Origin of the sequence: Streptomyces sp. NBC_00690 (genome assembly GCF_036226685.1) — a bacterium.
In the GTDB taxonomy this organism is placed as follows: Bacteria; Actinomycetota; Actinomycetes; order Streptomycetales; family Streptomycetaceae; genus Streptomyces.
The window spans coordinates 2,933,823-2,958,769 of sequence record NZ_CP109009.1; the positions used below are offsets into that span (position 1 = coordinate 2,933,823).

The window sequence follows — 24,947 nt, forward strand, 5'->3', positions numbered from 1 at the left end:
GACCACGCCGGTCACCGGGGCTGTTTCTCGCCGTACTCGACATAGCGGAGCGAGCGCAGGCCGCGCTCCAGGTGCCAGTGCAGATAGGCGGACACCAGCCCGGTGCCCTCCCGGACGTGGCGCGCCTCACAGGCATCGGCCGTGGGCCAGTCACCGGTCAGCAGTGCGCTGAGCAGGCCGAGGGCCTGCGCCGAGGGTACGACGCAGCCGGGCACCCGGCAGTCGCCGCACACGACCCCGCCGGCGGCGACGGAGAAGAAGCGATTGGGACCGTGGAGGCCGCACTTCGCACAGTCGTCGAAGCTGGGGGCGTAACCGTTCACGGCGAGGGAGCGCAACAGGAAGGCGTCGAGGATCAGGTGGGGTGCGTGCTCGCCGCGGGCGAGGGAGCGCAGCGCCCCGACGAGGAGGAGGTACTGCTGGACCGCGGGTTCGCCCTCGTGGTCGGTGAACCGCTCGGCGGTCTCCAGCATGGCGGTGCCCGCCGTGTAGCGGGCGTAGTCCGTGACGATCCCGCCGCCGTAGGGGGCGATCGTCTCGCTCTGGGTGCACAGGGGGAGGCCGCGGCCGATCAGTTCGCTGCCACGGGCGAAGAACTGCACGTCGACGTGGGAGAAGGGCTCCAGCCGGGCACCGAACTTCGACTTGGTGCGGCGCACGCCCCGGGCGACCGCCCGCACACGGCCGTGGCCGCGGGTGAGCAGGGTGATGATGCGGTCGGCCTCGCCGAGCTTCTGGGTGCGCAGGACGATCCCATCGTCACGGAACAGGCTCATGCGGCCATTGTCCCGTACCGTCGGCCGCCCACGGTCCTGTACGTCGGGATGCACCCCGGGCGTGCGCTCCGGTGGTGCGGGAGGTCAGCGATGGGGCTGCGGGGGCACTCGGGGCGGTCGGGGTACGCCCGCGGCCTGGTCGGCGTGGACGCGCGGCGCCGCCCTGGTCGAAGCGGGCGGGGTCGAAGCGGGCGGGGCCGGCCGGCTCATCCCTGGAGCCGCTCGTACAGATGGACCGTGACCGGGTCCCCGGCCTCCTTGCCGATCGCCCTGCGGATCTCGGCCTTGACCGGCAGTTTGTGGGTGCCGTCGCCCAGGGCCATGAAGGAACTGCGGAAGGGGTGTCCGTCAATGGTGCCGCGGACCTTGACCAATCCCCGCGTACCGAAGAACTCCACCGATCCGGGCCATACGACATAGGTCCACCCGCCGGCCTCGGGGCTCTTGCGCAAAGTGGCGGTGAACTGTTCGTCCACGGCTGCTGCCCTCCTGATCGCTGGTCGATACGCGCTGGAGCGCGCGCTCTCATCAGGGTGGACCGTCATCGGGAGGGAAACTCATCGCCGCGCCCGCACGGCCGTCCACTGCCGGGATCACCGTGCTCCACGGCCCGCATCGGACGCCGTCACGGCCGGGCTTGGGCGGTCCCCGGCACCACCAGCCCCGACTCATAAGCGATGATCACCAACTGGGCCCGGTCCCGAGCGCCCAACTTGCCCATGATCCGGCTCACATGGGTCTTGGTGGTGAGCGGGGAAAGCCCCAGCGCCGCCGCCGCGTCGGTGTTGTTCAGACCGCGTGCCACCAGGGCCAGCACCTGCCGCTCGCGTTCGGTGAGCTTCTCCGTGCCCTTCGTCGGTATCCGGGCGGTCGGAGCGAGCGAAGGGCCGCTCAGCACCCGTGCGATCAAACGGGCCGTGGGCCCCGGGGACAGCAGCGCGTCCCCGGCCGCCACGGTACGTATCGCCGACAGCAGATCGGCCGGGCGGGTGTCCTTGACCAGGAAGCCCGAGGCACCGGCCCGCAGCGCGTCCACGACGTAATCGTCGGTGTCGTATGTGGTCAGGACCAGCACCTTCACGGAGTGGAGGCTTTCGTCCGCCGCGATCAGCCGGGTCGCCTCGATGCCGTCCAGCCCGGGCATCCGGACGTCCATGACGACCACGTCCGGCAGGCTGGAGCGGGCCATCTCCACCGCCTGCGCGCCCCCGGTGGCCTGACCGACGACCGCCATGTCGGCCGCGGACTCCACGAGCATCGCGAAGGACGCCAACACCAGCAGTTGATCGTCGACGAGTAGCACCCTGATCGGTCGTTTCGTACCGCTCATGCGATGGCCTCCGATTGCTGGATGGGGAGCAGCGCGGTCACCTGGAACCCGTGGGGGACGCGTGCCCCGGTGGTGAGGGTCCCGCCGACGCTCCGGGCGCGCTCCCGCATGCCGATGATGCCGTAGCCGTTGCCCTGTTGGACCGGCCCCAGGCCGTCGTCGGAGACCGTGACCATGAGCGCGGGCCCCTCCCGCACCACCGCGACCTCGATGTGGGCGGCCGGCCCTGCGTGGCGCACCGCGTTGGTCAGCGACTCCTGGACGATGCGGTAGGCGGCGGCGCCCACCGCGGGTGGCACGGGTGCGGCTTTGAGGTCCAGGGTCAACTCGGCCGCCGCGGGCCGCACCAGATCGGGCAGCGCGGCGAGATCGGGCAGCGGACCGTCACGGTCGGGGGCGTCGGTGCGCAGGACGGCCAGGGTGGTGCGCAACTCCCCGCGTGCGGTGCGGCAGGTCTCGGCGATGTCGTCGAGGGCCTGGGCTATCGCGGCCCGGTCGAGACGTTCGGGGTCGGTGAGCATCACATGGGAGGCGACCGAGGTGCGGACGCCGATGAGGGTGATGGAGTGGGCGATGAGGTCGTGCAGGTCACGGGCTATGCGCAGCCGCTCCTCGGCGACGCGACGAGCCGCCTCCTCCTCGCGCGTCCGCTCCGCGTGCTCCGCGCGGCCCACGACGGAGGCGATGTAGCGGCGGTAGATGCGCACGTCCGTGCCGAAGACGAGGACGGTCAGCAGCCAACCGGAACTGCGGAGCGCGTCCAGCCCCTCGGAGGTGCCCACGACGAACATCACCGCGACCGACACGGTGATGGCCCCGGCCCCGATGAGGGAGGTGTACAGGAGCCGGGCGGTGGCGGCCACCGTGTACTGGGCGATGACCAGCGCGGGTATGGCGGCGGCGTGCGGATTGTCGAAGGCGTGGTACGGCACCGAGCACACCAGCACGGCCAGCAGTACCAGGCCGGGACATGACCTGCGCCAGACCAGCGCGGCCACGGAGCCGGCCAACAGGAGCCAGCCGACCGGGTCCGGGACGTTCCCGTCCTCGGCGCAGAGGGCGATGGCGGTGGAGAGCAGCCCCGTTCCCACCGCGATGAGCGCGTCGTTACGCGTGCGGTTGGGGACGGTGAGGGGATCGCCGCTCACGGCGGTCAGGACGCGCTCGCCGAGACGCGGGGCGGGTTCGGGCATGGGGTCATCCTCAGGGGCGGGCCGTCGGCGGGAGCGAATTCTGCACCACGAATGGGTCACACACGTGGGTCACACTGATCGTTGGCCCGGGTTCCGATGTCCCTCCGATGAACACCGCAGCGGAGCAGCAGCGAACAGGGCACGGCGTGCCTTCGAGCGCTCGGCCTCGGGACTTTCGGTTCAGATCCCATGGCCGTCTCGCGGTGTAGCGGGGGTCGCGGGGTCGCACACCAGGCTTTCGACACCGGCGCAGGAGTGCGTCGGACGTGGGAGCGAGATGGGTCCTACTGCCGGAGGTGGCCACCGGGGGCGCACTACTCCCCGGGGAGTAATCCACCGTTCCGCCAGTGCAGTTCCCGTGCGGCGTACGGCACTTCGGCACGGGCGGGGCGGGGGCCCGGCACGGGGTCGCCCTCAGCCGGGCGCACGCCGGCACCCATCGCCGGTCGGCAGCCAACGAGCGCGAAGTGAAGCCGCGGCCCGACCGGGCCTGCCGCCCGCGCGAGGGTCGAACGGCTGTGCAACCGAAAAACCCGAGTACCCCTCAACGGCCACGCCTCGCGGCCCCAGCGGCCTTCTACGGGCCTACGGCGGGCGGAAGCGCCCCCGGGGTGCCAGGCAAGGTTCGGGGGCGCGTGTGCACCCCTGGAAGCCCCTGACGACAGCGGTACGCCCCCGGCCACGCCTGCTCTCTGCTCAGGAGCCCACAGTCCCCCCGCCGGACCGTGAGCCCCGGGCACAACCGACAGACGGGCTACGGGGAGAGCGTGCGGGCCATCGACAACAGTCGGGTGGTGTCCGTCGGCGGCAGTTGGAGCGCCGTGCCCACGGTGGTCAGCACTTCTCGTTCGGCCGGTGTGTAGGGCCCGTCCGCGAGCGCGATCCGGGCTCCTTGGAGCAGGATCGACTCCCTGCCCGCCGGCGCGAGGTGCGGCGACAGCGGCTCCAGCGCTTCGTGCAATTCGATCGCGAGGGCAGCGCCGTACGGTCCGGTGTCGGTGACGAAGCGACCGGTGTCCGCGGCGAGCGCCTCGATCAGCCCGGTGAGTTGGTCCTCCGTGCAGTCGTGCAGACCCGCCGCACGGACCGTGGTGACCGCGGTCTCGCGCACGGAACTGGACGAGGTGCCACCGGAGGCGAGAACGGCCAGGGCCACCGTGTGGACTGCGTCCCGGAGCATCGCGGAGAAGCGTGCGGTCGTCGGATGGTCGAGGGTGTCCATGCCGAAGTGCCCGTGACAGGCGGCGCATTCGACGACGGGACCCGCCGACCCTCGCGGCAGGAGGGGAATTCCGAGCAGGGTGAAACGACGGCGGCCGGTGCGGCGGCGATAGTTCCTGTCGCCTCCGCAGGCAGGACAGAAGAACTCCCCGTCCCCTACGGTGTTCCACGAAGTGTGAATGCCGCAGACCAACAACTTTCGGCCAAATACTCCCCGGCCTGCGCGCACTGCGCACCTCCGTAACGCTCCGGCAACATTCCCGCGTTGACGTGATGTTAGCCACAGCAGGGTTGCTACGTCAGCACTCCAGCGGCTGTACGCCAGCACATGGCCGATTCCTCGCCCCCGGATTCGCAGCCGTAAACAGGGCACGCCCCCCGGAATCTCCCGTTCAGGCGGGGTCCAGGGGGCGTGATCGGTCAATTTGCAGAATCAGCGCGTGGCGCGATTGACCGCCGAGACAACAGCCTTCAGCGAGGCCCTCGTGGTGTTGGCATCGATGCCGATGCCCCACATCACCTTGCCGTCGATGGCGCACTCGATGTACGACGCGGCCTGCGCGGATGCACCCTCGCTGAGGGTGTGCTCGGTGTAGTCCAGCAGTCGTACATCCACCCCGACGGCGTTCAGAGCGGCGAAGAACGCAGAGATCGGACCGTTGCCAGATCCAGCCAACACCGTCTCGGTGCCGTCCACAACGGCCTCGACGGTCAGGGTGTCAGTGCCGTCGGTGTCCGTGGTGGACTGCCCGGAGCGCAGTTGGATGCGGCCCCACGAGTTCTCCGGATTGGGCAGGTACTCGTCCTGGAAGGTGGCCCAGATGGCGGCCGGGGTGATCTCTCCACCCTCGCTGTCGGTCTTCGCCTGGATGATCCGGGAGAACTCGATCTGCATCCGCCGCGGCAGATCCAGCTTGTGGTCGTTCTTCAGGACGTAGGCGATGCCGCCTTTGCCCGACTGCGAGTTGACGCGGATGACCGCCTCGTACGAACGGCCCACGTCCTTGGGGTCGATCGGCAGGTACGGCACGTTCCACTCGATGTCGTCGACGGACTTGCCGACCGCGGCGGCATCCGCCTCCAGCGCGTCGAAGCCCTTCTTGATGGCGTCCTGGTGGGAGCCGGAGAAGGACGTGTAGACCAGGTCACCCGCATACGGATGGCGCGGGTGGATCTCCATCTGGTTGCAGTACTCGCTGGTCCGACGGATCTCATCGATCTGCGAGAAGTCGATCTGCGGGTCGATGCCCTGCGAGAACAGATTCATCCCCAGGGTCACCAGGTCGACATTGCCGGTGCGCTCGCCCTGACCGAACAGACAGCCCTCGATCCGGTCGGCGCCCGCCATGATCGCCAACTCGGCCGCGGCGACGGCGGTGCCCCGGTCGTTGTGCGGGTGCACGGACAGACAGACGTACTCGCGGCGGGACAGGTTCCGGCTCATCCACTCGAAACGGTCCGCGTGCGTGGAGGGCGTCGAGCGCTCCACGGTCGCCGGCAGATTCAGGATGATCTCGCGACCGGCCTCCGGCTGCCAGACGTCCATCACGGCCTCACAGACCTCCAGGGCGAAGTCCAGCTCCGTATCGGTGAAGATCTCCGGGCTGTACTGGTAGCCGAAGATCGTCTCCGGGCCCAGGACCTTCTCCGCGTACTCCATCACCAGCCGGGTGCCGTCGACGGCGATCTGCTTGACCTGGTCCTTCGAACCGCGGAAGACAACCCGGCGGAAAGTCGGCGCGGTGGCGTTGTACAGATGGACCGTGGCCCGGTGCGCGCCCTTCAGGGACTCCACCGTGCGCTCGATCAGCTCCTCGCGCGCCTGGGTCAGTACGGAGATCGTCACGTCCTCGGGGATCGCCCCCTCCTCGATGATCGACCGGACGAAGGCGAAGTCGGTCTCACCGGAGGACGGGAAGCCGACCTCGATCTCCTTGTAGCCCATCCGCACCAGCAGATCGAACATCTCACGCTTGCGAGCGGGAGACATGGGGTCGATCAGGGCCTGGTTGCCGTCCCGCAGATCGGTGGACAGCCACCGGGGGGCCTTGGTGATCCGCTGGTTCGGCCAGGTGCGGTCGGAGATGTCCACGGCCTCGTAGGGGCCGTACTTGTGGATCGGCATTCCGGACGGCTTCTGCGTGTGGGTCGCATTGGTGATGGGCGTGGGGCGGCCAACAGAAGTCTCAGACATTGCGCGGGGCTCCTCGGGGGTCCGGCTTGGTTACCTCCCATGCCCTCAGGGGCTATGGGGGAGGCCGACGAAACGCTGCAGCACCAGATCCCGCGGGGAGGGGGTCGGCCTACGACTACAGGCCCTCACCGCGGCAGCTAAGAAGAAGCAGCCCGAAACGCATGATGCGGGCGAGCATAGCCGAGCCGCGCTGGAACGGCGGTCCTGTATCAGTATGCGGGATATCCGTCAGCCATACGGTATTCGTCACTCCATCTCGTCAATCCCGGTGGCAACTAGTGACAGTGGGATGACCCAGTGCCACATTGCCGGTCATGACAGATTCCCATCCCACGTTCTGCACCATCGTGCCGCCGCATGTGCTCGACAAGATCGCCCGCGGTGAGGACAGCGCACTCGCCGAGGCCGCCCAGCGAACCCTGGAAGTGGACGCCGCCCAGCGGACCCGGCGTCGTGTGACCACCATCCGCGGACTGGCGGCGGCCGTCCCCTCGACGCAGGGCGCCACGACGGACAAGCCCCGGCGCACGATCTACGACTGCGAGAACACCCTGCGGCTGCCTGGCAAGAAGGTCCGTGGAGAGGGCGACGAACCAGGGCAGGACGCCACCGTCAACCGGGTCTACGCGGGCCTCGGTGCCACCTTCGAGCTCCTGCTGAACTCGTACGGCCGCAACTCTCTCGACGATGCGGGACTACCGCTCAACGCGAGCGTCCACTACGACGAGAAGTATGGGAACGCCTTCTGGGACGGCCAGCAGATGGTGTTCGGCGACGGGGACGGGGAGATCTTCCTCGACTTCTCCGTCTCCGTCGACATCATCGCGCACGAACTGGCGCACGGACTCACCCAGCACACGGCCAACCTGGAGTACTTCAGCCAGTCCGGCGCCCTCAACGAGTCGTTCTCGGACGTGATCGGCTCGCTGGTGAAGCAGTACACGCTCGACCAGACCGCCGACCAGGCCGACTGGCTGATCGGCGAGGGCCTGCTCGCCCCCCGGGTGAGCGGGGTCGCCCTGCGCAGCCTGAAGGCCCCGGGCACGGCGTACGACGACGACGTCCTCGGCAAGGACCCGCAGCCCGCGACGATGGAGGACTACGTCCGCACCGGCCGGGACAACGGCGGCGTGCACATCAACTCCGGGATTCCCAATCACGCCTTCTACCTGCTGGCGACCCAGCTCGGCGGCAAGGCGTGGGAGCGGGCCGGGCAGATCTGGTTCGACACCCTCACCGGGGGCGAGCTGTCGTCCGAGGCGCAGTTCTCCGAGTTCGCCCGGCTGACGGTGGATTCGGCGCGGGCTCGCTACGGCGACGGCGCGGAGCTGGAGGCCGTGATCAAGGCATGGTCGCAGGTGGGCGTCCCCACCACACAGGCCAAGCTGTGAGTCGGCTCGACCCCGCCGGATGAACCGGCCGGGGCACGTCGGGTCCGGGGTGGGTCTCCGTCCCGGACCTCGTGGCGCAACGGGCCGATCCGTAATAGAACGGGAACCATGCGTATCCAGGTAAGGCGTACGGGCGGGTTCGCGGGGATCGAGCGGTTCGCCGAGATCGACGTCTCGGGGCGGGCGGACGCGGACGGCTGGCGAGAGCTGGCGGTGCACGCGCTCACGAACGGCCGGAGCGAACCGTCCAGAGGGGTGCCGGACGGCTTCAGCTACGAGATCTCCGTCGACGGGACGACCGTCCACGCCAGTGAACCCCGGCTGACCGACGCCCAGCGCGAGCTGGTCTCCCGGGTGCTGAGGGAAGGCGCCTGACCAGGCTTCGTCGACGCCTCACCATCGCGTTCGGCACGGCGGAGTGCACCCGCAGCCCATACAGACCGGGCCAGCGGGCCCGGGCTCCGATGGGCCACGGCCCCTGCCCGGCCCAGAAGTGGCCCGTAGGCCGCTCAGAAACCGAGCTTGCGCAGCTGCTTCGGGTCGCGCTGCCAGTCCTTCGCCACCTTGACGTGGAGATCGAGGAAGACCGGAGTGCCGAGCAGGGCCTCGATCTGCTGGCGGGACTTGGTCCCCACGTCCTTGAGCCGCTTGCCCTTGGGGCCGATGATGATCCCCTTCTGGCTGGGACGCTCGATGTAGAGATTGGCGTGGATGTCCAGCAGCGGCCGGTCCGCCGGGCGGTCCTCGCGCGGCAGCATCTCCTCGACGACGACCGCGATCGAGTGCGGCAACTCGTCGCGCACGCCCTCAAGCGCCGCCTCGCGGATCAGCTCGGCGACCATGACCTGCTCCGGCTCGTCCGTGAGGTCACCCTCCGGGTAGAGCGCCGGCCCCTCAGGCATCAGCGGGACCAGCAGGTCGGCCACCAGCTGGACCTGCTGGTCAGCGACGACGGACACGGGGACGATCTCCGCCCACTCGAAGCCCAGCTCTTCGGCGAGCAGATGCACCGCGAGCAATTGCTCCGCCAGGGTCTTGGAGTCGACCAGGTCGGTCTTGGTGACGATGGCGACCTTGGGGGTCTTCTTGATCCCCGCCAGTTCCTTGGCGATGAACCGGTCCCCGGGGCCGAGCTTCTGGTCTGCGGGCAGACAGAAGCCGATGACGTCGACCTCCGCCCAGGTGGTCCGGACGACATCGTTGAGCCGTTCCCCGAGCAGGGTCCGCGGCTTGTGCAGTCCGGGGGTGTCCACCAGGATCAACTGGGCCTCGGGACGGTGGACGATGCCGCGCACGGTGTGCCGGGTCGTCTGCGGCCGGCTGGAGGTGATCGCCACCTTCTGACCGACAAGAGCGTTCGTGAGGGTGGACTTGCCCGCATTGGGACGGCCGACGAAACAGGCGAAGCCCGCCCGGTGCGGGGCGGGCTCGGAGGACTGGCTACGAACACTCATGCCGCCCATTGTCGCTGATGCCGGCGGTCCTCCGTGCCTCCGGTGTCCGGCGCGGCCACGGTCCGCCGTGGCAGGGCCGGTGACGACCCCGCTCCCGGGCCCGATGGCCCGGACCTCGTTGCTCCCGCGCGGGAGCGATCGACGACCCCGCACGACTGCCGGTCGAACGTGGTCCGTGCTCCCCGATCCCAGGCACTCACTCCGAAATCGCTCACCTGGAGGATGCGCCCCTATCCCGCGGTAATGGTGGCCTTCAGGGTCCCGTCGGGCGCCGCCAGCAGTACGGGGGTCTGCGCTCCGCCCAGATCCCTGACGGCCGCCAGGTCCGCTTCCGACGCGGTGTCCGCATCCGACACCACCGCCGCCGCCTCCAAGGACTTGGCACCGCTGGCCACGGCCATCGCCACCGCGGTCTGGAGCGCACTGAGGTTGAGCGAGGCGAGCGCCACGGTCCCGGCGACGTACGTACGACCCGTCTCATCGCGGACGGCGGCGCCCTCGGGCACTCCGTTCCGGGCCCGGGCGCTGCGAGCCAGCGTAATGATCTTGCGGTCCTCCGGACCTGGGGCGGTGCTCTGCGTCATGGGTCGAGCATAGATCGGGAAGGGGGAACGGCCGTGGGGCCCGACCAACTCGGAGCCCCCACTTCTTGGACAGTGCGGCGTCTGTCGCCGGCTCAGTCCTGGGCGGCGCGGGCGAACTTGTTGGCCGCGCGACCGGCCAGCTCGTCGAAATCCTTGTGCCCGGTGGCGTTGTTCGGGACATGGGCGATGCGGGTCACGCCGGTGCCCTGCCTGGCCACCAACAGATTGGTCTCCATCTCGACGGAGAGGGTCTCCAGCTTCAACTTCAGCCGGAAGGCGTGGGATTCCTCGCCAGCCTTCGGCCCGGAGATCTTCTCCACCTTCACGTCGACGTGCTCGCCGTCCTGCTTCACCGAGAACGCCTTGCATTCCTTGAGTGCCGTGGCGGCCTCCTTGAGGAATTCCTGCGCACCGTTCCCCGGGAAGGTGATGACCTGCTGGCTGATCATGGCGTCATTGCTCTGGAGGTCGATGTCCCCGCCGACGGTGGCATCGGAGACCTTCTGGTTCATGAACGCGGCGATCGGCTGACATTCCTTCTTGTCGGCCTTGTGTTTGCCTGCCGCTTCGCCTTCTTCCATGGCCTTGAAACCGGCGGGCAGATCGACCGGGGCAACAAGACCCGCCTTCATCTGAGTCAGGGTCAACGGCTTGGCGTCCGACTTCGGCGCCTTCTCCGACTTCTGTTCATCGGAACCGCCGCAGGCGGCTGCGGTGAGACACAGCGCAGAGACGGCAGCGAGCAAGGCAGCGCCACGGCGCATACGAATGGACTTCACGGAGTTACTCCCCTGGATCAACGAGAGACAATGGGGAGCCCCCCTCCCCGCTGCGCCTCAGAATACCCATGCACAGCAGACCAATCCCCATCACGCAGGACGGATCAGGGACGATCAAGGCGCAGTCGAACTGCTTTGGGGAGTCGTGCGACCACCAAATCGTAGGAATCCTCGATGAGTTCCCGCACCATCTCGGTGGGAAGTTCCTCGACCGTGACGGTGTTCCAATGGCGTTTGTTCATGTGCCAGCCGGGAGCGATCGCGGAGTGGTCGGTGCGAAGCTGTACGGCCAGGTCCGGATCACATTTGAGGTTGGCCTTGAGTGGCTTTGCGTCCAGCGAGCTCAGGGCGAACATCTTCCCCGCCACCTTGAAGACCGACACATCCTCACCGAACGGGAATTCCTCGGTAGCGTCATTGAACTCCAGACAGAATGCCTTGAGTTCATCTGCGTCCATGCGACAGCCCTCCAGCGTTTTGGGGTCGGGGCCCGGCGCCACGAGAGCGGCGAGCCCCGTACGGTCCCGGCTGAGCCCTATGCTCCGTGCCCGTTCTCCGCACGCCCTGGAACCGGCTCCACCAGAACGGTGACGATCTTGTTCCGACGCCCTGCGGGGGACTCGGCCGTCAGCCGAAGCGCCCGTCCGTCCGGCAGGTCGACCACGGCGCCCGCACCCGCGATCGGTACCCGTCCCAGGGCCTTCGCCAGCAGTCCGCCGACGGTTTCCACATCCTCGTCGTCCAACTCGTCCAGACCATAGAGCTCGCCCATGTCACCGATGTCCAAGCGCGCGGTGACCCTGAAGCTTCCCTCGCCCAGATCCTCGATCGGCGGAAGTTCACGGTCGTACTCATCCGTGATCTCGCCGACGATCTCCTCCAGGATGTCTTCGATCGTGACGATCCCGGCCGTACCGCCGTACTCGTCGATGACGACGGCGACGTGGTTGCGCTTCTGCTGCATCTCGCGCAGCAGGTCCCCGGCATTCTTGGTGTCGGGAACGAAGACCGCCGCTCGCATGGCAGTGGAAACCAGATCGGCCTCGGACTCCCGATTGATGTGCGTCTTTCGCGCAAGGTCCTTGAGATAGACGATGCCGACGACATCGTCCTCATTCTCACCGCTGACAGGAATGCGGGAGAAGCCGGAACGCAGGGCCAGGGTCATGGCCTGCCGAACGGTCTTGTACCGCTCGATGGAAATCAAGTCCGTGCGCGGAACCATGACTTCGCGGACCAATGTGTCACCGAGTTCGAAGACGGAGTGCACCATACGGCGCTCGTCGTCCTCGATCAGTGATTCCTGCTCGGCCAGATCGACCATCGCGCGCAGTTCCGCCTCACTGGCGAAGGGGCCCTTGCGGAAACCCTTCCCGGGAGTGAGCGCATTGCCGAGCAGGATCAGCAGTTGTGGAATCGGACCCATGATCCGCGCGAGCGGCAGCAGGACGTACGCGGCGGCGGTTGCCGTGTTCAGCGGGTGCTGACGGCCGATCGTCCGCGGGGAAACACCCACCGCCACATAGGAGACCAGGACCATCACGCCGATCGCGACGGCGAGCGCCTCCCAGGTCTCGGGGAACTCCTGGAGGCAGGCGTAGGTGACCAGGACGCCCGCGGCCATCTCACAGGCGACGCGCACCAGGAGGGCCACATTGAGATAGCGGGTGGGGTCGCCGGCGACCTGTGCCAGCTTGGCAGCGCCCCGTCGCCCCGAGCGAGTGGCTTCCGCGGCACGGAAGCTGGAGACGCGTGCGATGCCGGCCTCGGCGCACGCCGCAAGCCAGGCGACGACGACCAGCAGAACCGCCCCGAAGACCAGTGGCCCGCTCATGAGACGGTCGGCGCGGGGGACGGTCCGGTCAGGCCCTTCTCCGCCCGCCAGCCGTCGACGATCGCCGCCTGGAGACCGAACATCTCGGCCTTCTCGTCCGGCTCCTCGTGGTCATAGCCGAGGAGGTGGAGGACGCCGTGGACGGTGAGCAGTTGCAACTCCTCGTCCATGGAGTGCTGGGTCGGGGACTGCTCACCCTGCGTCTTGGCAACTTCAGGACAGAGCACGATGTCACCGAGGAGCCCCTGGGGAGGCTCCTCGGCGTCCTTCACCGGTGGGCGCAGTTCGTCCATCGGGAAGGACATGACATCGGTGGGGCCCGGCAGATCCATCCATTGGATGTGGAGCTGTTCCATCGCCGCCTCGTCCACGACGATCACCGAGAGTTCGGAGAGCGGGTGGATCCTCATTCTCGCGAGCGCGTAGCGGGCGACGTCGAGGATCGCGTGCTCGTCGACCTCGGTTCCGGACTCGTTGTTGACGTCGATCGACATGGTGTGGTTCGAGCTACTTCCCGTTCGCGCCGCGGCCGTCGTTGAGGCCGTCGTACTTCTCGTACGCATCGACGATACGGCCGACGAGCTTGTGCCGAACGACATCGTTGGACGTGAGGCGGGAGAAATGGACGTCCTCGACGCCGTCCAGGATGTCCTGGACCTGTCGGAGACCGCTCTTGGTGCCGCTCGGAAGGTCGACCTGGGTGACGTCTCCGGTGATGACGATCTTCGAGTCGAACCCGAGCCTGGTGAGGAACATCTTCATCTGTTCGGCGCTGGTGTTCTGCGCCTCGTCGAGGATGATGAACGCATCGTTGAGTGTCCGTCCGCGCATATAGGCCAGCGGCGCGACCTCGATCGTGCCCGCGGCCATCAGCCGGGGGATGGAATCGGGGTCGAGCATGTCGTGCAGCGCGTCGTAGAGCGGACGCAGATAGGGATCGATCTTCTCGTACAGCGTGCCGGGCAGGAAGCCGAGCCGCTCACCCGCTTCGACCGCGGGCCTGGTCAGGATGATCCGGGTGACCTGCTTGGACTGGAGGGCCTGGACCGCCTTGGCCATGGCGAGATAGGTCTTGCCGGTGCCCGCGGGGCCGATGCCGAAGACGATCGTGTGCTTGTCGATCGCGTCGACGTACCGCTTCTGGTTGAGCGTCTTGGGGCGGATGGTCCGACCACGGCTGGAGAGGATGTTCTGAGTGAGCACTTCGGCGGGGGTTTCGGAGGAATCGCCCCCGGTGCCGTTCCCACTCGCCCTGAGCATGGCGATCGAGCGTTCCACTGCGTCCTCCGTCATCGGCTGTCCGGTGCGGAGCACCAGCATCATCTCGTCGAACAGGCGCTGGATGAGCGCGACGTCCACCGGGTCGCCCACGGCGCTGACCTGATTGCCCCGGACATGGATGTCGGCTGCCGGGAACGCCTTCTCGATCACGCGCAGCAGCGCGTCGCCGGAGCCGAGGAGGGTCACCATCGGGTGTTTGGCGGGAACGGTGAACGCGGCTCGTGCCTGTCCCGGCTCTGGTGTGTTCCGCGCGCCTTCGGGGCTGGCCGGGTGGCGGGAACTGGTCTGGGCTGTGGGTGTGTGAGTCATGGGCCGGCTCTGTGGCCTGCACATACCTCCCGTCGCAGGGTTGTCGCTGCTCGACAACCTCTGGAACTCCAGCGTACGACGCCGTGCTGACAAGGACCGAGGGCTTTTTCACCCTGAGCTCCGACAGGCCCATGAGAACCACGAGACCAACGAGATCCGACGAGATCCGAGGAGACCGACAGGCTCCGACGGGGTGGCACTGTCCGGCACGGGGCACCGGGAACCCGACCGGGCCGGAAGGCGCGGTCGGGTGCGACGAACCGTCTCGGCCCGGCGAGCGGCGGAAGTCAGGCTGAGTTGCGGAAGCCGATCGTGGGGACGGCCCTGGGCAGGGGCCACGGCCTGGCCGGGGCCGGCAGGAGCCCATCGAGGAACGTGTACCTGCGCAGGGCCGCCGGGTCCTGGTCGGCCATCCCTTGGACCTGCTGCCACCAGGTCGCGATCTCCAGCCACCCGGGCGCCGAGAGCGATCCTCCGAACTCCTGCACCGACAGCGCCGCGGTCAACCCCGCGAAAGCGAGCCGGTCGGCCAGCGGCCACTGCGCGAGGGTGCCGGTGACGAAACCGGCGACGAACACATCGCCTGCGCCCGTCGGGTCGAGGGCCTCCACCACGATGGCGGGGACCTCGGCGCACTCACCGGTGCGACCGTCCACCGCGTACGCGCCCTCCGCGCCGAGCGTGACCACGGCCACCGGCACCCGCTCGGTGAGGGCGTGCGCCGCAGCCCGTGGGCAGTCGGTGCGGGTGTAGCGCATGGCCTCCTCGGCATTGGGGAGGAATGCTTCGCAGTGCTCCAGATCGGCTAGGTCGTCCGGGTCCCAGCGGCCCGTCTCGTCCCAGCCGACGTCGGCGAAGACCCGGGTGCCCTGCCGGGCCGCCTGTGCGATCCACTCGTCCCGGCGGCCGGGTGTGAGCGAGGCGATGGCGGCTCTCGCGGGCGGCGGGCACTCAGGGGCGGACTCGGGCGGTGGTGCCTCATGGCCGTGGGAGACCATCGTCCGCTCGCCCTCGTACGCCATCGAGACGGTGACCGGGGAGTGCCAGCCGGGAACCGTGCGCGACAGGGCGAGATCGATTCCCTCGCCCTGCTCCAGGGCGTCCCAGCAGTAATCGCCGTAGTGATCGTCACCGAAGGCGGCAGCGAGGGAGGTCCGCAGGCCCAGCCGGGCCAGGGCGGTGGCCATGTTGGCGACGCCACCGGGGCTGGAGCCCATGCCGTGCGCCCAGGACTCGGTGCCGCGCACGGGTGCGGAGCCGAGCCCGGTGAAGATGATGTCGAGGAAGACGGTCCCGGTGAGGTAGACATCGCAGGCGGGATCGGCGGGGGTGCGCAGGGCGGAGAGGGGATCGAGGCAGGGGGGTTTGGGGACCGGGGCCTGCTGGGCCTCCCGGGGTCCGTGCTGTTGCCCGTGTTTTCCGTGTCGCGTGCTCACCGTGCCGCCGCTCCTGTGCGTGGTGCAGATGAGGGCAAGTGTGCCTGATGGAGCCTGCTGGGGCGGGGCCTGTTGTGAGAGGAAGGAAGAAGTTTCTTCGGTCGGGACTGCTCTTTCCGTGCAAGTCACAGCGAGCACGACAATCGACCCATTTCGCCCAGCGTGCGGCCCCAACGAGCAGCAGAGGCCCCCACCGAAGGGGAGTACGGGCCCACCCGACTGTTGTGGACGATTCCGGTTGGTTCGGCCGATTCGACCGGTTCAGCTCTAGTGCGGCTGGTCCGGCTGGCCCGCTGGCCCACGGGGCTGGCTGGTGCGATCCGGTCGACGAGGATCGACCCGAACCCGGAAGGTCAGCAGACCGCCGGGCCCGGGCGATCCAGCGAGCCGCGCTAGAAACCCGACTCGCCGGCGAAGTCGTATGCGTCCACCTCGGCGAGCAAACGGGTGCGCCGCTCCTCGTCGTCCTGGAGGAAGGCCGCGACGAACGAGTTGCGAGCGAGCTCACGCAGCCGCTCATGATCCAGGTCCAGCGCCTCCCGGACGGCGTGGAAGGTGTCCCCCACGTATCCGCCGAAGTACGCCGGGTCGTCCGAGTTCACCGTGCAGAGCAGCCCGGCATCCATCAGCTGCCGCAGCGGATGGTCTTCCAGTACGTCGATGACCTTGAGCCGGACGTTCGACAGGGGGCACAAGGTCAGCGGCACCCTTTCGCGGGCGAGCCGGGCCACCAACTCGCTGTCCTCGATGCAGCGCAGGCCATGGTCGATGCGCTCGACTCCGAGGACGTCCAGTGCCTCGCGGATGTACTCCGGCGGGCCCTCCTCCCCCGCATGGGCCACCTTGCGCAGCCCCAGGGCTCCGGCCGCCTCGTACACCTCACGGAACTTCGACGGCGGATGCCCCGCCTCAGCGGAGTCGAGGCCGACGGCCGTGATCCGATGGAGGTGGGGCCTCGCCGCATCGAGGGTTTCCAGCGCGGATGCGGCGGACAGGTCCCGCAGGAAGCACATGATCAGACGGGTGGAGATGCCGTGGCGGTCCTCGCTCCGGTCGAGCGCCCGGGCGATGCCGTCGATGACGGTGCCGATCGGCACACCCCGGGCGGTGTGGGCTTGGGGGTCGAAGAAGATCTCGGCGTGCCGCACCCCCTGCGCGGCGGCCCGGGTCAGATAGGCGTCCGTCAGATCGGTGAAGTCGTCCTCGGTCCGCAACACCGCCATCAGGGCGTAGTAGAGGTCGAGGAAGGACTGGAGGTCGTCGAAGAGATAGGCGCTGCGCAGCGCCTCGGTGTCCGGGTAGGGCAGCTGGACGCCGTTGCGCGCGGCGAGGGCGAAGGCGAGTTCCGGTTCCAGGGTGCCTTCGATGTGGAGGTGGAGTTCGGCTTTGGGGAGGGGCACGGGTCCAGCTTCGTTCATGGTCGTCGGGTGGGGAGGGGGACGCGCAGGAGGTCGGCCGCGATGGTCAACTCGCCGTCGAATCCGGCGGCCCGCGCCTGTCGCTCGAAGGCGTCCGGGTCCGCGTAGCGCTGGGAGAAGTGGGTGAGGACGAGATGCCGCACACCCGCCTCACGGGCGACCCGGGCAGCCTGGCCGGCCGTGAGATGGCCGTGGTCCTTGGCGAGCTGTTCGTCCTCGTCCAGGAAGGTGGATTCGATGACGAGCAGATCGCAATCCTCGGCGAGGGCGTACACGCCGTCACAGAGTCGGGTGTCCATGACGAACGCGAATCGCTGGCCACGGCGTTCCTCACTGACCTGGTCCAGGGTGACTTCGCGCAGTGCGCCCTCGCGCTGGATGCGGCCCACGTCGGGGCCGCGGATGCCGTGGGCGGCCAGCTTCTCGGGGAGCATCCGTCGGCCGTCCGGCTCGACGAGTCGATAGCCGAATGACTCGACCGGGTGGGAGAGCCGGTGGGCGAGGAGTTGGTACGCCCCGGTGGTGGCGAGCGGCCCGTCGGCGGCGACGGGGGCCTCGGTCAGCTGCACCGTCTCCCGGTAGGCCGTCGCATAGCGCAGGCGGTCGAAGTAGCGCTGACCGCTGGCGGGGTAGTGGGCGACGACCTCGTGCGGAACGCGATCGAGGTTGATGCGCTGGATGACCCCGGCCAGCCCCAGCGAGTGGTCGCCGTGGAAGTGGGTGATGCAGATGCGGTTGATGTCGTGGGCGGCGACCCCGGCCCGCAGCATCTGGCGCTGGGTGCCTTCGCCGGGGTCGAAGAGAATGCCTTCGGCACCCCAGCGCAGGAGGTAGCCGTTGTGGTTGCGGTGGCGGGTGGGGACCTGGCTGGCGGTGCCCAGCACCACCAATTCTCGTACGGACAAGATCGGTCGCCGCTATCCAGGGGGCCAGGCGAGCCCGCGTCCGCCGAGGACGTGCGCATGGGCGTGGAAGACGGTCTGGCCCGCACCCGAACCGGTGTTGAAGACGATGCGGTATCCGGAGTCGATCGTCTTCTCCTGCTCGGCGACCTCACCGGCCAGACGCAGCACGTCCGCCGCGAGGACGGGCTCGGCCACGGCGAGGGAGGCCGCGTCGGGGTAGTGGGCCCGCGGGATCACCAACACATGGGTGGGCGCCTGGGGGTTGATGTCGCGGAAGGCGACCGCGGTCTCGGTCTCCCGGACCAAGGTGGCGGGCACATCACCCGCGACGATCTTGCAGAACAGGCAGTCAGCCTGCGGTTCTCCCGCCATGCCGGGTCCTCCTCGCGTTTCGTCCAGTACCCGTGCATCGTATCGAGCCCGGGTGTCCGGCCCGTCCGCCCTGTGGACAACGCGGCGTGCGATCCGGCTCCCGTGCTCGCGCCAGGACCGCAGCGGGGGCGGCCGGGCCGGCCGTCGACGGCCGGCTTCCGCCCGGCTCCCACCGGGGAAGCCGGGCGGGTACATCACTCGACTGTGGGCGGCGACTTAGCCGGGTTCTCCACCAGCGCCGCCAGCGCCATCCGCGCGGCCTCGTCCAACTGCGGGTCCCGGCCGGCCACGTGGTCCTGCGGAGTCATGACGACCTCCACATCGGGATCCACTCCATGGTTCTCCACTCCCCAGCCGTAACCCTCCAGCCAGAAGGCGTACTTGGGCTGGGTCACCGCAGTGCCGTCGACCAGCGTGTATCTGCTGTCGATGCCCACCACACCGCCCCAGGTCCGCGTCCCCACCACCGGACCGATCCCCAGGGCCTTGATCGCCGCGTTGACGATGTCCCCGTCGGATCCGGAGAACTCGTTGGCCACCACGACCACGGGCCCCCTCGGGGCGTCCTGCGGATAGCTGAAGGGCCGCATGTCGCGCGGCAGGTCCCAGCCCACGATCCGTCGGGCCAGCTTCTCGACCACCAGTTGGGAGGTGTGGCCCCCGCGGTTCTCCCGGACGTCGACGACAAGCCCTTCCCGCGCCACCTCGATCCGTAGATCACGGTGGATCTGGGCCCAGCCGGGAGCCTGCATGTCCGGTACGTGGAGATAGCCGAGCCGGCCCTGCGACTGCTCATGGACGTAGGCGCGCCGATCGGCGACCCAGGCGTGGTAGCGCAGCGGCTCCTCGTCCGCGATCGGCACCACCACCGCGTACCGGGGGTCGCCACCGCCTGCCGGAGCGATCGTCAACTCCACCGGCTTACCCGCCGAACCGACCAGCAGCGGCCCGGGGCCGGCGACCGGGTCGACCGGCCGGCCGTCGACGGCGGTGATCGCATCGCCCGCGCGGACCGCGACGCCGGGCGCGGCCAGCGGGGAGTGCGCCTGCGGGTCGGACGTCTCGGACGGAAGCACCCGGTCCACCCGCCAGATGCCGTCCTCGGCCCGCGAGAGGTCGGCGCCCAGGAGGCCCTGGCGCTCGGACCGACCGCCGAACCAGCCACGGGGGGTGACATAGGCGTGTGAGGTGCCCAGTTCCCCCTGTACCTCCCACAGAAGGTCCACCAGGTCGTCATGGGTGGCGATCCGGTCGAGCACGGGCCGGTAGCGGTCCAGTACGTCGTCCCAGTCGACGCCGCCGAGATCGGCACGCCAGAAGTTCTGGCGCATCAACCGGCCCGCCTCCTCGTACATCTGCCGCCATTCGGCAGCCGGGTCGAGCGGCTGACGAACCCGCGAGAGGTCGACGGTGATGTTGGTGTCACTGTCCTCGTCATGGGAGGCGCGTTGGTCGCTCGGGACCACCTTCACGCTGCCGCCCGTGAACAGGAGCACCCGCTTCCCGTCACCGCTGACCGAGTAGCTCGCCACGTCCGAGGCGAGTTCCTCCATGCCGGGCTGGACCAGGTCGTACCGCTCCAGCGAGGTGGTGGGCCCCGGGTCGCCCGGTTTGGCCCGGGCGGTGCCGAGCACGCCGCTCAGCGGGTGGCGCAACCAGAGCACTCCGTCCTTGGCGGCCCGCAGGGTCGAGTACCGGGCCGCCTCCACGGGGAACGGCACGATCCGATCGGCGATCCCCTCCAGATCGATCCTGGTGATGGCACCGCTCTGTCGACCGTCCCCTTCATCGCCCTTGTCCGGCCTATCGGGCTTGTCCGCTTCAAAGGGGCGGCCGTGGCGCTGCGGCCCGAAGGGCGAGGGGGTCGTGGCCGCCAGGGTGATCAGGTGCGGACGACAGCCGCCGACGAACGCGAGGTCGAAGACGTGCGAGTCGTAGACGGGGTCGAAGGCGCGCTCGGAGAGGAACACCAGGTGTTTGCCGTCGAGCGTGAACGCCGGCTGGAAGTCCCTGAAGCGCAACGGGGTGGCCTCGGCGACGGTGAGTTCGGCGGTGCCGGCCAGCTTGAGTTGGCGTAGGGGCGCAGGTCCGGCATGGGACCAGGCGAGCCAACCGGAGTCGGGCGAGAAGGTGAGACCGGTGGCCTCGCCGTCGGCGCTGCGGTCGACCTCGCGCACCTCCCCCGACTCCCGCTCGACCAGCAGGACCCGGCCGTCGTGGGTGGCGACCGCGGCTCGGCTGCCGTCGGGGGCCATGGCCAGGCCCAGCACCCTGCCGAGTTGCCCCGCCGCGAGCCTGCGCGGTGCGACCCCCGGTTGGGCACCGGTCGCCGGCGCGAACTCCAGGGCGTCCTCTCCCTCGGCATCCGTGACCCAGACGACGTGCTCGACGCCGTCGACCCGGAAGTTGCGGGGCAGTCTGGCGCGCACCCCCGGGGTGACGGACAGGGCCCTCGCCGGCCCTTCCCGATGCGTCACCCAGTGGATGCCGCCCCGTACCTCCACGGCGCTCCCGCGGCCGGTGTGGTCGGGCCGTGCGGAGCCCACGTGGTGTTCGGCGTCGATGAGCCGGGGGCGCAGATCGGTGCGTTGACCGCCGAGCTTGATGGTCAGCCGACGGGGTTGCGAGCTCTCGGCGAACACATCGTCGATGAGCCAGAGTTCGCCTGCGGAGCTGTAGACGATACGGGTCCCGTCGGTGGCGGCGTGCCGGGCGTAGAAGCCGCCGAGTGGTGTGTGCCGTCGCAGGTCCGCACCGTCCGGCTGGGCGGAGTAGACGGCTCCGGTGCCTTCGTGGTCGGAGAGGAAGGCGACTCTGCCCTCGGTGTCCCGGGAACCGTCCCCCTTGATCCACAGCGGGTACTCGATGTTGCCGGCCAACTCTTCGAGCAGCCGGACGAACGTTCCGTCTCCGGCCCGGTCGATCCACAACTTCCCTGCCGTGCCGCCCCGGTAGCGCTTCCAGGCGGCGGCCTCTCGCCCCATGGTGGCGGAGAGCAGCAGCACTCCGGGCTCGCCGTGGGCAGCATCGCCCACCAGGCCGTACGGCAGCACGGTCGCCGGTCCGCCGTCCAGCGGAAGGGCTCTGGCCCAGGTGCGACGGGAGGACGCCTGTCCACGCGCGCTGATGGCAAGGACCTCGCCGTCGGGGGTCCAGCCGCGGACGGACGTCTTGTGGTCCCCCCAGTACGTCAACCGGGTCGTCGATCCGCCGTCGACCGGGGCCACGTGGACTTCGGGGGCGCCGTCGCGTCGGGAGGTCCAGGCGATGTGCGCGCCGTCGGGTGAGAAGCGCGGGTGGTCGACCGGTATGTCGTCGGCGCTGACGCGCCAGGCTCGACCGCCGTCGAGCGGGGCGACCCAGACGTCGTCCTCGGCGGTGAAGGCGATCAACTCGCCGTGAATGTGCGGATACCGGAGGTAGGCAGGCTGCGTCACAGGATCACCCTAGGCAGGTGGGGACGTCGAGGTCACGGCTTTGCGGCCAACATCGGCACATGGGTCGGCACCGCCTTCACGCTCACGCAGCGGGAAGCGGTGCAACCCGGTGGCGGACGGCATCCTTCAGCCGGCCGACAGCAGTGTGCGAGCGGGTGGCGCCGGTGGTTCGCACTCGGCCGGGCGGCGCGAGCACGGCGGGCGCGGGTGCGGGTGCATGGGTGCGTACGGGCGCTGGTCTGCGTACGGGCGCGTACGCGTACGCGGGGAGCATCCTCACCCATACGCACGGGCCCGGTCACTCACGGGTCGGTTCGGCGGTGACGGTGACCGTCTCCGTGACCGTGACGGTCGCCCGGGGTCCCCCGTTTGAACGGTCCGGCGGCTCGACGGGACGGGTCGTCCGCGTGGGCTGGGACTCGCAGTCCCCGAGGAACGTCGCCGTGAAGACGACCTTCCCGCTGATCCGCGTCGTGAGATCGCCCCGGATACAGGTGCCCGAACGCTCCTCCGTCACCCGCCCCTTGAGGGTGATCCGCTGGTCGGAGTCGGTTTCCCCCTCGCAGTCGACGGAGGCGAACCCCGACCCCGTCGGTGCGGCAGACCGGCCCTTCTCGCCCAGTTCCGCCGTACAACTGAACCACCCGACCTGGAAGCCGAGTCGTTCCAGGGCGTTCGTGGCCGTACGGTCCGTGGTGATCGCGACGGCGGAGGAGTTGAGCCCGTTGGACACGGGCTCGCACCCGGTCAAAGCGGTCGTGGCGGCGACGACCGCTCCCGTGAGGGCGCACGACACCAGAACGCGCCGGCTCCGCCTATGCGGTGAGACTTCCATGGAGGGCAGGGTGACACCGGGGAGCGGGTGGGAAAAGACTGGTTGCGGCCACAACCCCCCGGATGGACGCCAAGATGACCGATCGTCGGCCTTTTCGCCTCCCACAACTGGCGTAGGCGAACTGCGCCATCGAACCGACCGCGAGCGTCAGGACCAACGCCCCGTGCGGCCCAGGAGCAGCGCCGCCGCCGCCGTACCCGCCGTCGAGGTCCGCAGCACACTGCGTCCCAATCGATAGGGGGACGCACCGGCATCGGCGAAGGCGGCCAACTCCTGCGGGGCGACTCCGCCTTCGGGGCCGACGACCAGCACGATCGACCCTTCGGCCGGCAACGCGACCGTGGCGAGCGGCTGTGCGCCCTCCTCGTGCAGCACCGCGGCGAAGTCGGCATCAGCGAGGAGAGAGGCGACCTGTTTGGTGGTGGCGGCTTCCGCCACCTCCGGGAACCGCAGCCGACGCGACTGCTTCCCGGCTTCCCTGGCCGTCGCCCGCCATTTGGCGAGGGACTTGGCGCCGCGCTCGCCCTTCCATTGGGTGATGCAACGCGCCGCGGCCCACGGAACGATGGCGTCCACACCGGTCTCGGTCATCGTCTCCACGGCCAACTCGCCACGGTCCCCCTTGGGCAGCGCCTGCACCACGGTGATGCGCGTCCGCGGTTCGGGTTCCTCGGGCAGACTCAGCACCTCCACGGTCAGCCGGTCCTTGCCCTCAGTCCCGACGACGAGCCCGGCGGCGCCCCGGCCCAGACCGTCGGTGAGCACGATGTCCTCCCCCGGCTGCAACCGTCGCACGGACACCGCGTGACGGCCCTCCGGACCGTCGAGGACGAGCCGGGCACCGGGCACGAGATCCGCCAGGGAGTCCGTCAGGAACACGGGCGCGGTCAACGGGACTCCTCGGGGTCATGGGCGATGTGGGCCGATTCCAGTTCGGCGGCGAGGACTTCGACGAGTTGCCCGGCGGGCATCTCGCGCGCCAGCCGATGTCCCTGACCGGCCCAGAGCGCCATGCCCTGGGCGTCCCCCGCCTTGGCAGCCGCCTTGCGCAGGTCCCTCGTCAGATAGTGCACCTGTGGATAGGCGGCGGGGGCGTACGGTCCGTGCTCACGCATGAAGCGGTTGACGAGACCGCGTGCGACCCGCCCGGTGAAGGCCCGGGTCAGGTCCGTGCGGGCGAAGAGGGGATTGGTCATCGCCTGCTTGTGCAGGGGGTGCGCACCGGATTCGGGGCAGACGAGGAACGCCGTCCCCAACTGGGCGGCGTTCGCCCCGGCGGCGATCGCCGCGCCGATCTGGCTGCCCCGCATCAATCCGCCGGTGGCGATCACCGGGAGGTCGACGCACTCACGGATCAGGGCGATGAGCGTGAGCAGCCCGATGCCCCCGTGCGAGGCGGCGGGATCGTCGCGGTAGGTGCCCTGGTGGCCACCCGCCTCGATTCCCTGGACGCAGAGCAGATCGGCACCGGCGCGCTCGGCGATACGCGCCTCCTCCGGTGTGGTGACGGTGACGACGGTGACCGTTCCGGCCTTGGCGAACGACTCCAGGACCTCGGCGCTCGGACAGCCGAAGGTGAAGGACACCACCGGTACGGGGTCGTCACGGAGAATGGCGAGTTTGGCCTCGTAGCCGTCGTCACGACTCGAATCGGGGTCACCGAGCGGAGTCTCGTACCAACTCACCTCACCGGCGAGTTGCTGCCGGTAGACCTCGATGGCCGCCGAGTCCACCGTCTTGGGCTGCGGCATGAAGAGATTGACGCCGAAGGGCCGCGAGGTGAGCCCGCGGATCTGTTTGACCTCTTGGTACATGCCGTCCGCGGTCTTGTACCCGGCAGCCAGGAACCCGAGGCCGCCGGCCTCGGACACAGCAGCGGCCAACTGCGGGCAGGATGCACCGCCCGCCATCGGTGCCTGCACGATCGGATACCGGCAGAGATCGGTCAGTACGGAGGACATGTGTGCATCGTGTCATGCCGCTGACGGCCGGCCGAATCGAGCCCGACAGCTCCCCGGAAGGCCCCTTGACGTGCTACGCACCCTCCCTGACCAGATGGTCGGGCAGCTGCGACGAGGGTCGGATCACCTGGTCGGGAAGGTGCCGCGAAAGGGGTCGGGGAGGTGCTCGCAGGGAGGTCGGCGGGTGCTCGCAGGGGCCCGTGGAAGAGGGGCTCTGGATCGCGCCGGAAGGCCGAC

General features: G+C 69.2%; 23 protein-coding genes. 2 read left to right on the plus strand and 21 right to left on the minus strand.

Annotation, left to right across the window (positions count from 1 at the left end; all coding sequences use genetic code 11):
• Window positions 1-11: 11 nt before the first annotated feature.
• The 6 genes from recO to leuA form a co-directional block, all read right to left on the minus strand.
• On the minus strand, window positions 12-776 hold the full coding sequence (gene recO / locus OID54_RS12965) for a DNA repair protein RecO (protein ID WP_329018547.1): 765 nt from the start codon (window positions 774-776) through the stop codon (window positions 12-14).
• A 206-nt stretch (window positions 777-982) separates the two neighbouring features.
• Window positions 983-1,252: a DUF1905 domain-containing protein gene (locus OID54_RS12970; protein ID WP_329018550.1), complete on the minus strand. Its 270-nt coding sequence runs from the start codon at window positions 1,250-1,252 to the stop codon at window positions 983-985.
• Window positions 1,253-1,401: 149 nt separating this feature from the next.
• Window positions 1,402-2,106 carry a response regulator transcription factor gene (locus OID54_RS12975; protein WP_329018553.1) on the minus strand — a complete coding sequence of 235 codons (705 nt, stop codon included), beginning with the start codon at window positions 2,104-2,106 and terminating at the stop codon, window positions 1,402-1,404.
• Window positions 2,103-3,299 carry a sensor histidine kinase gene (locus OID54_RS12980; protein ID WP_329018556.1) on the minus strand — a complete coding sequence of 399 codons (1,197 nt, stop codon included), beginning with the start codon at window positions 3,297-3,299 and terminating at the stop codon, window positions 2,103-2,105. The genes OID54_RS12975 and OID54_RS12980 overlap by 4 nt, the downstream gene beginning before the upstream one ends.
• A 754-nt stretch (window positions 3,300-4,053) precedes the next feature.
• Window positions 4,054-4,749, minus strand: coding sequence for a tellurite resistance TerB family protein (locus tag OID54_RS12985; protein WP_329018559.1), 696 nt, complete (start codon window positions 4,747-4,749; stop codon window positions 4,054-4,056).
• Between the two features lie 204 nt (window positions 4,750-4,953).
• Window positions 4,954-6,714, minus strand: coding sequence for a 2-isopropylmalate synthase (gene leuA / locus OID54_RS12990; protein WP_329018562.1), 1,761 nt, complete (start codon window positions 6,712-6,714; stop codon window positions 4,954-4,956).
• A gap of 314 nt (window positions 6,715-7,028) precedes the next feature.
• On the opposite strand from leuA, the gene OID54_RS12995 reads away from it, so the two are divergent.
• On the plus strand, window positions 7,029-8,105 hold the full coding sequence (locus OID54_RS12995) for a M4 family metallopeptidase (RefSeq protein WP_329018567.1): 1,077 nt from the start codon (window positions 7,029-7,031) through the stop codon (window positions 8,103-8,105).
• Window positions 8,106-8,213: 108 nt separating this feature from the next.
• A complete protein-coding gene (locus OID54_RS13000; RefSeq protein WP_329018570.1) occupies window positions 8,214-8,480 on the plus strand; it encodes a protealysin inhibitor emfourin in 267 nt (88 codons plus the stop codon).
• A 134-nt stretch (window positions 8,481-8,614) separates the two neighbouring features.
• Here the strand turns inward: OID54_RS13000 and era are convergent, their stop codons facing one another.
• From era to OID54_RS13075, 15 genes are all read right to left on the minus strand, one after another.
• Window positions 8,615-9,568: a GTPase Era gene (gene era / locus OID54_RS13005; protein ID WP_329018573.1), complete on the minus strand. Its 954-nt coding sequence runs from the start codon at window positions 9,566-9,568 to the stop codon at window positions 8,615-8,617.
• A 221-nt stretch (window positions 9,569-9,789) separates the two neighbouring features.
• Entirely contained in the window at window positions 9,790-10,143 is a 354-nt protein-coding gene (locus OID54_RS13010; protein WP_329018577.1) for a cytidine deaminase, read from the minus strand.
• A 92-nt stretch (window positions 10,144-10,235) separates the two neighbouring features.
• On the minus strand, window positions 10,236-10,922 hold the full coding sequence (locus OID54_RS13015; RefSeq protein WP_329018581.1) for a hypothetical protein: 687 nt from the start codon (window positions 10,920-10,922) through the stop codon (window positions 10,236-10,238).
• 104 nt (window positions 10,923-11,026) lie between these two features.
• Window positions 11,027-11,380 (minus strand): MmcQ/YjbR family DNA-binding protein, encoded by a 354-nt coding sequence (locus tag OID54_RS13020; protein ID WP_329018584.1) that lies wholly within the window; start codon window positions 11,378-11,380, stop codon window positions 11,027-11,029.
• A gap of 77 nt (window positions 11,381-11,457) precedes the next feature.
• Window positions 11,458-12,756: a hemolysin family protein gene (locus OID54_RS13025; protein WP_329018587.1), complete on the minus strand. Its 1,299-nt coding sequence runs from the start codon at window positions 12,754-12,756 to the stop codon at window positions 11,458-11,460.
• Window positions 12,753-13,250, minus strand: coding sequence for an rRNA maturation RNase YbeY (ybeY, locus tag OID54_RS13030; protein ID WP_329018589.1), 498 nt, complete (start codon window positions 13,248-13,250; stop codon window positions 12,753-12,755). The genes OID54_RS13025 and ybeY overlap by 4 nt, the downstream gene beginning before the upstream one ends.
• A gap of 13 nt (window positions 13,251-13,263) precedes the next feature.
• Window positions 13,264-14,346, minus strand: coding sequence for a PhoH family protein (locus tag OID54_RS13035; RefSeq protein WP_329018594.1), 1,083 nt, complete (start codon window positions 14,344-14,346; stop codon window positions 13,264-13,266).
• Window positions 14,347-14,633: 287 nt separating this feature from the next.
• Entirely contained in the window at window positions 14,634-15,683 is a 1,050-nt protein-coding gene (locus OID54_RS13040) for a carbohydrate kinase family protein (RefSeq protein ID WP_329027466.1), read from the minus strand.
• A 491-nt stretch (window positions 15,684-16,174) separates the two neighbouring features.
• Window positions 16,175-17,182: an adenosine deaminase gene (locus OID54_RS13045; RefSeq protein ID WP_329018597.1), complete on the minus strand. Its 1,008-nt coding sequence runs from the start codon at window positions 17,180-17,182 to the stop codon at window positions 16,175-16,177.
• Between the two features lie 14 nt (window positions 17,183-17,196).
• Complete coding sequence (locus OID54_RS13050) at window positions 17,197-18,105, minus strand: ribonuclease Z (RefSeq protein WP_329018599.1); 909 nt, start codon at window positions 18,103-18,105, stop codon at window positions 17,197-17,199.
• A 12-nt stretch (window positions 18,106-18,117) separates the two neighbouring features.
• Complete coding sequence (locus tag OID54_RS13055) at window positions 18,118-18,477, minus strand: histidine triad nucleotide-binding protein (protein WP_329018602.1); 360 nt, start codon at window positions 18,475-18,477, stop codon at window positions 18,118-18,120.
• Window positions 18,478-18,671: 194 nt separating this feature from the next.
• Entirely contained in the window at window positions 18,672-21,914 is a 3,243-nt protein-coding gene (locus tag OID54_RS13060) for a S41 family peptidase (RefSeq protein WP_329018605.1), read from the minus strand.
• 298 nt (window positions 21,915-22,212) lie between these two features.
• Window positions 22,213-22,749, minus strand: a complete 537-nt coding sequence (locus tag OID54_RS13065; RefSeq protein ID WP_329018608.1) for a hypothetical protein — start codon at window positions 22,747-22,749, stop codon at window positions 22,213-22,215.
• Window positions 22,750-22,896: 147 nt separating this feature from the next.
• Window positions 22,897-23,640, minus strand: coding sequence for a 16S rRNA (uracil(1498)-N(3))-methyltransferase (locus OID54_RS13070; RefSeq protein WP_329018610.1), 744 nt, complete (start codon window positions 23,638-23,640; stop codon window positions 22,897-22,899).
• Entirely contained in the window at window positions 23,637-24,710 is a 1,074-nt protein-coding gene (locus OID54_RS13075) for a nitronate monooxygenase (protein WP_329018613.1), read from the minus strand. Before OID54_RS13075 ends, OID54_RS13070 begins: the two co-directional genes overlap by 4 nt.
• Window positions 24,711-24,947 lie beyond the last annotated feature (237 nt).

What these genes read in the sequence shown, in the direction of transcription:
- ybeY (WP_329018589.1), bottom strand. Translation starts at nt 13,250, where the DNA reads ATGTCGATCGACGTCAACAACGAGTCCGGAACCGAGGTCGACGAGCAC.
- OID54_RS13000 (WP_329018570.1), top strand. Translation starts at nt 8,214, where the DNA reads ATGCGTATCCAGGTAAGGCGTACGGGCGGGTTCGCGGGGATCGAGCGG.
- OID54_RS13055 (WP_329018602.1), bottom strand. Translation starts at nt 18,477, where the DNA reads ATGGCGGGAGAACCGCAGGCTGACTGCCTGTTCTGCAAGATCGTCGCG.
- leuA (WP_329018562.1), bottom strand. Translation starts at nt 6,714, where the DNA reads ATGTCTGAGACTTCTGTTGGCCGCCCCACGCCCATCACCAATGCGACC.
- OID54_RS12980 (WP_329018556.1), bottom strand. Translation starts at nt 3,299, where the DNA reads ATGCCCGAACCCGCCCCGCGTCTCGGCGAGCGCGTCCTGACCGCCGTG.
- OID54_RS13010 (WP_329018577.1), bottom strand. Translation starts at nt 10,143, where the DNA reads ATGACGCAGAGCACCGCCCCAGGTCCGGAGGACCGCAAGATCATTACG.
- OID54_RS13020 (WP_329018584.1), bottom strand. Translation starts at nt 11,380, where the DNA reads ATGGACGCAGATGAACTCAAGGCATTCTGTCTGGAGTTCAATGACGCT.
- era (WP_329018573.1), bottom strand. Translation starts at nt 9,568, where the DNA reads ATGGGCGGCATGAGTGTTCGTAGCCAGTCCTCCGAGCCCGCCCCGCAC.
- OID54_RS13065 (WP_329018608.1), bottom strand. Translation starts at nt 22,749, where the DNA reads ATGGAAGTCTCACCGCATAGGCGGAGCCGGCGCGTTCTGGTGTCGTGC.
- OID54_RS13035 (WP_329018594.1), bottom strand. Translation starts at nt 14,346, where the DNA reads ATGACTCACACACCCACAGCCCAGACCAGTTCCCGCCACCCGGCCAGC.
- OID54_RS12995 (WP_329018567.1), top strand. Translation starts at nt 7,029, where the DNA reads ATGACAGATTCCCATCCCACGTTCTGCACCATCGTGCCGCCGCATGTG.
- OID54_RS12975 (WP_329018553.1), bottom strand. Translation starts at nt 2,106, where the DNA reads ATGAGCGGTACGAAACGACCGATCAGGGTGCTACTCGTCGACGATCAA.
- recO (WP_329018547.1), bottom strand. Translation starts at nt 776, where the DNA reads ATGAGCCTGTTCCGTGACGATGGGATCGTCCTGCGCACCCAGAAGCTC.
- OID54_RS13025 (WP_329018587.1), bottom strand. Translation starts at nt 12,756, where the DNA reads ATGAGCGGGCCACTGGTCTTCGGGGCGGTTCTGCTGGTCGTCGTCGCC.
- OID54_RS13075 (WP_329018613.1), bottom strand. Translation starts at nt 24,710, where the DNA reads ATGTCCTCCGTACTGACCGATCTCTGCCGGTATCCGATCGTGCAGGCA.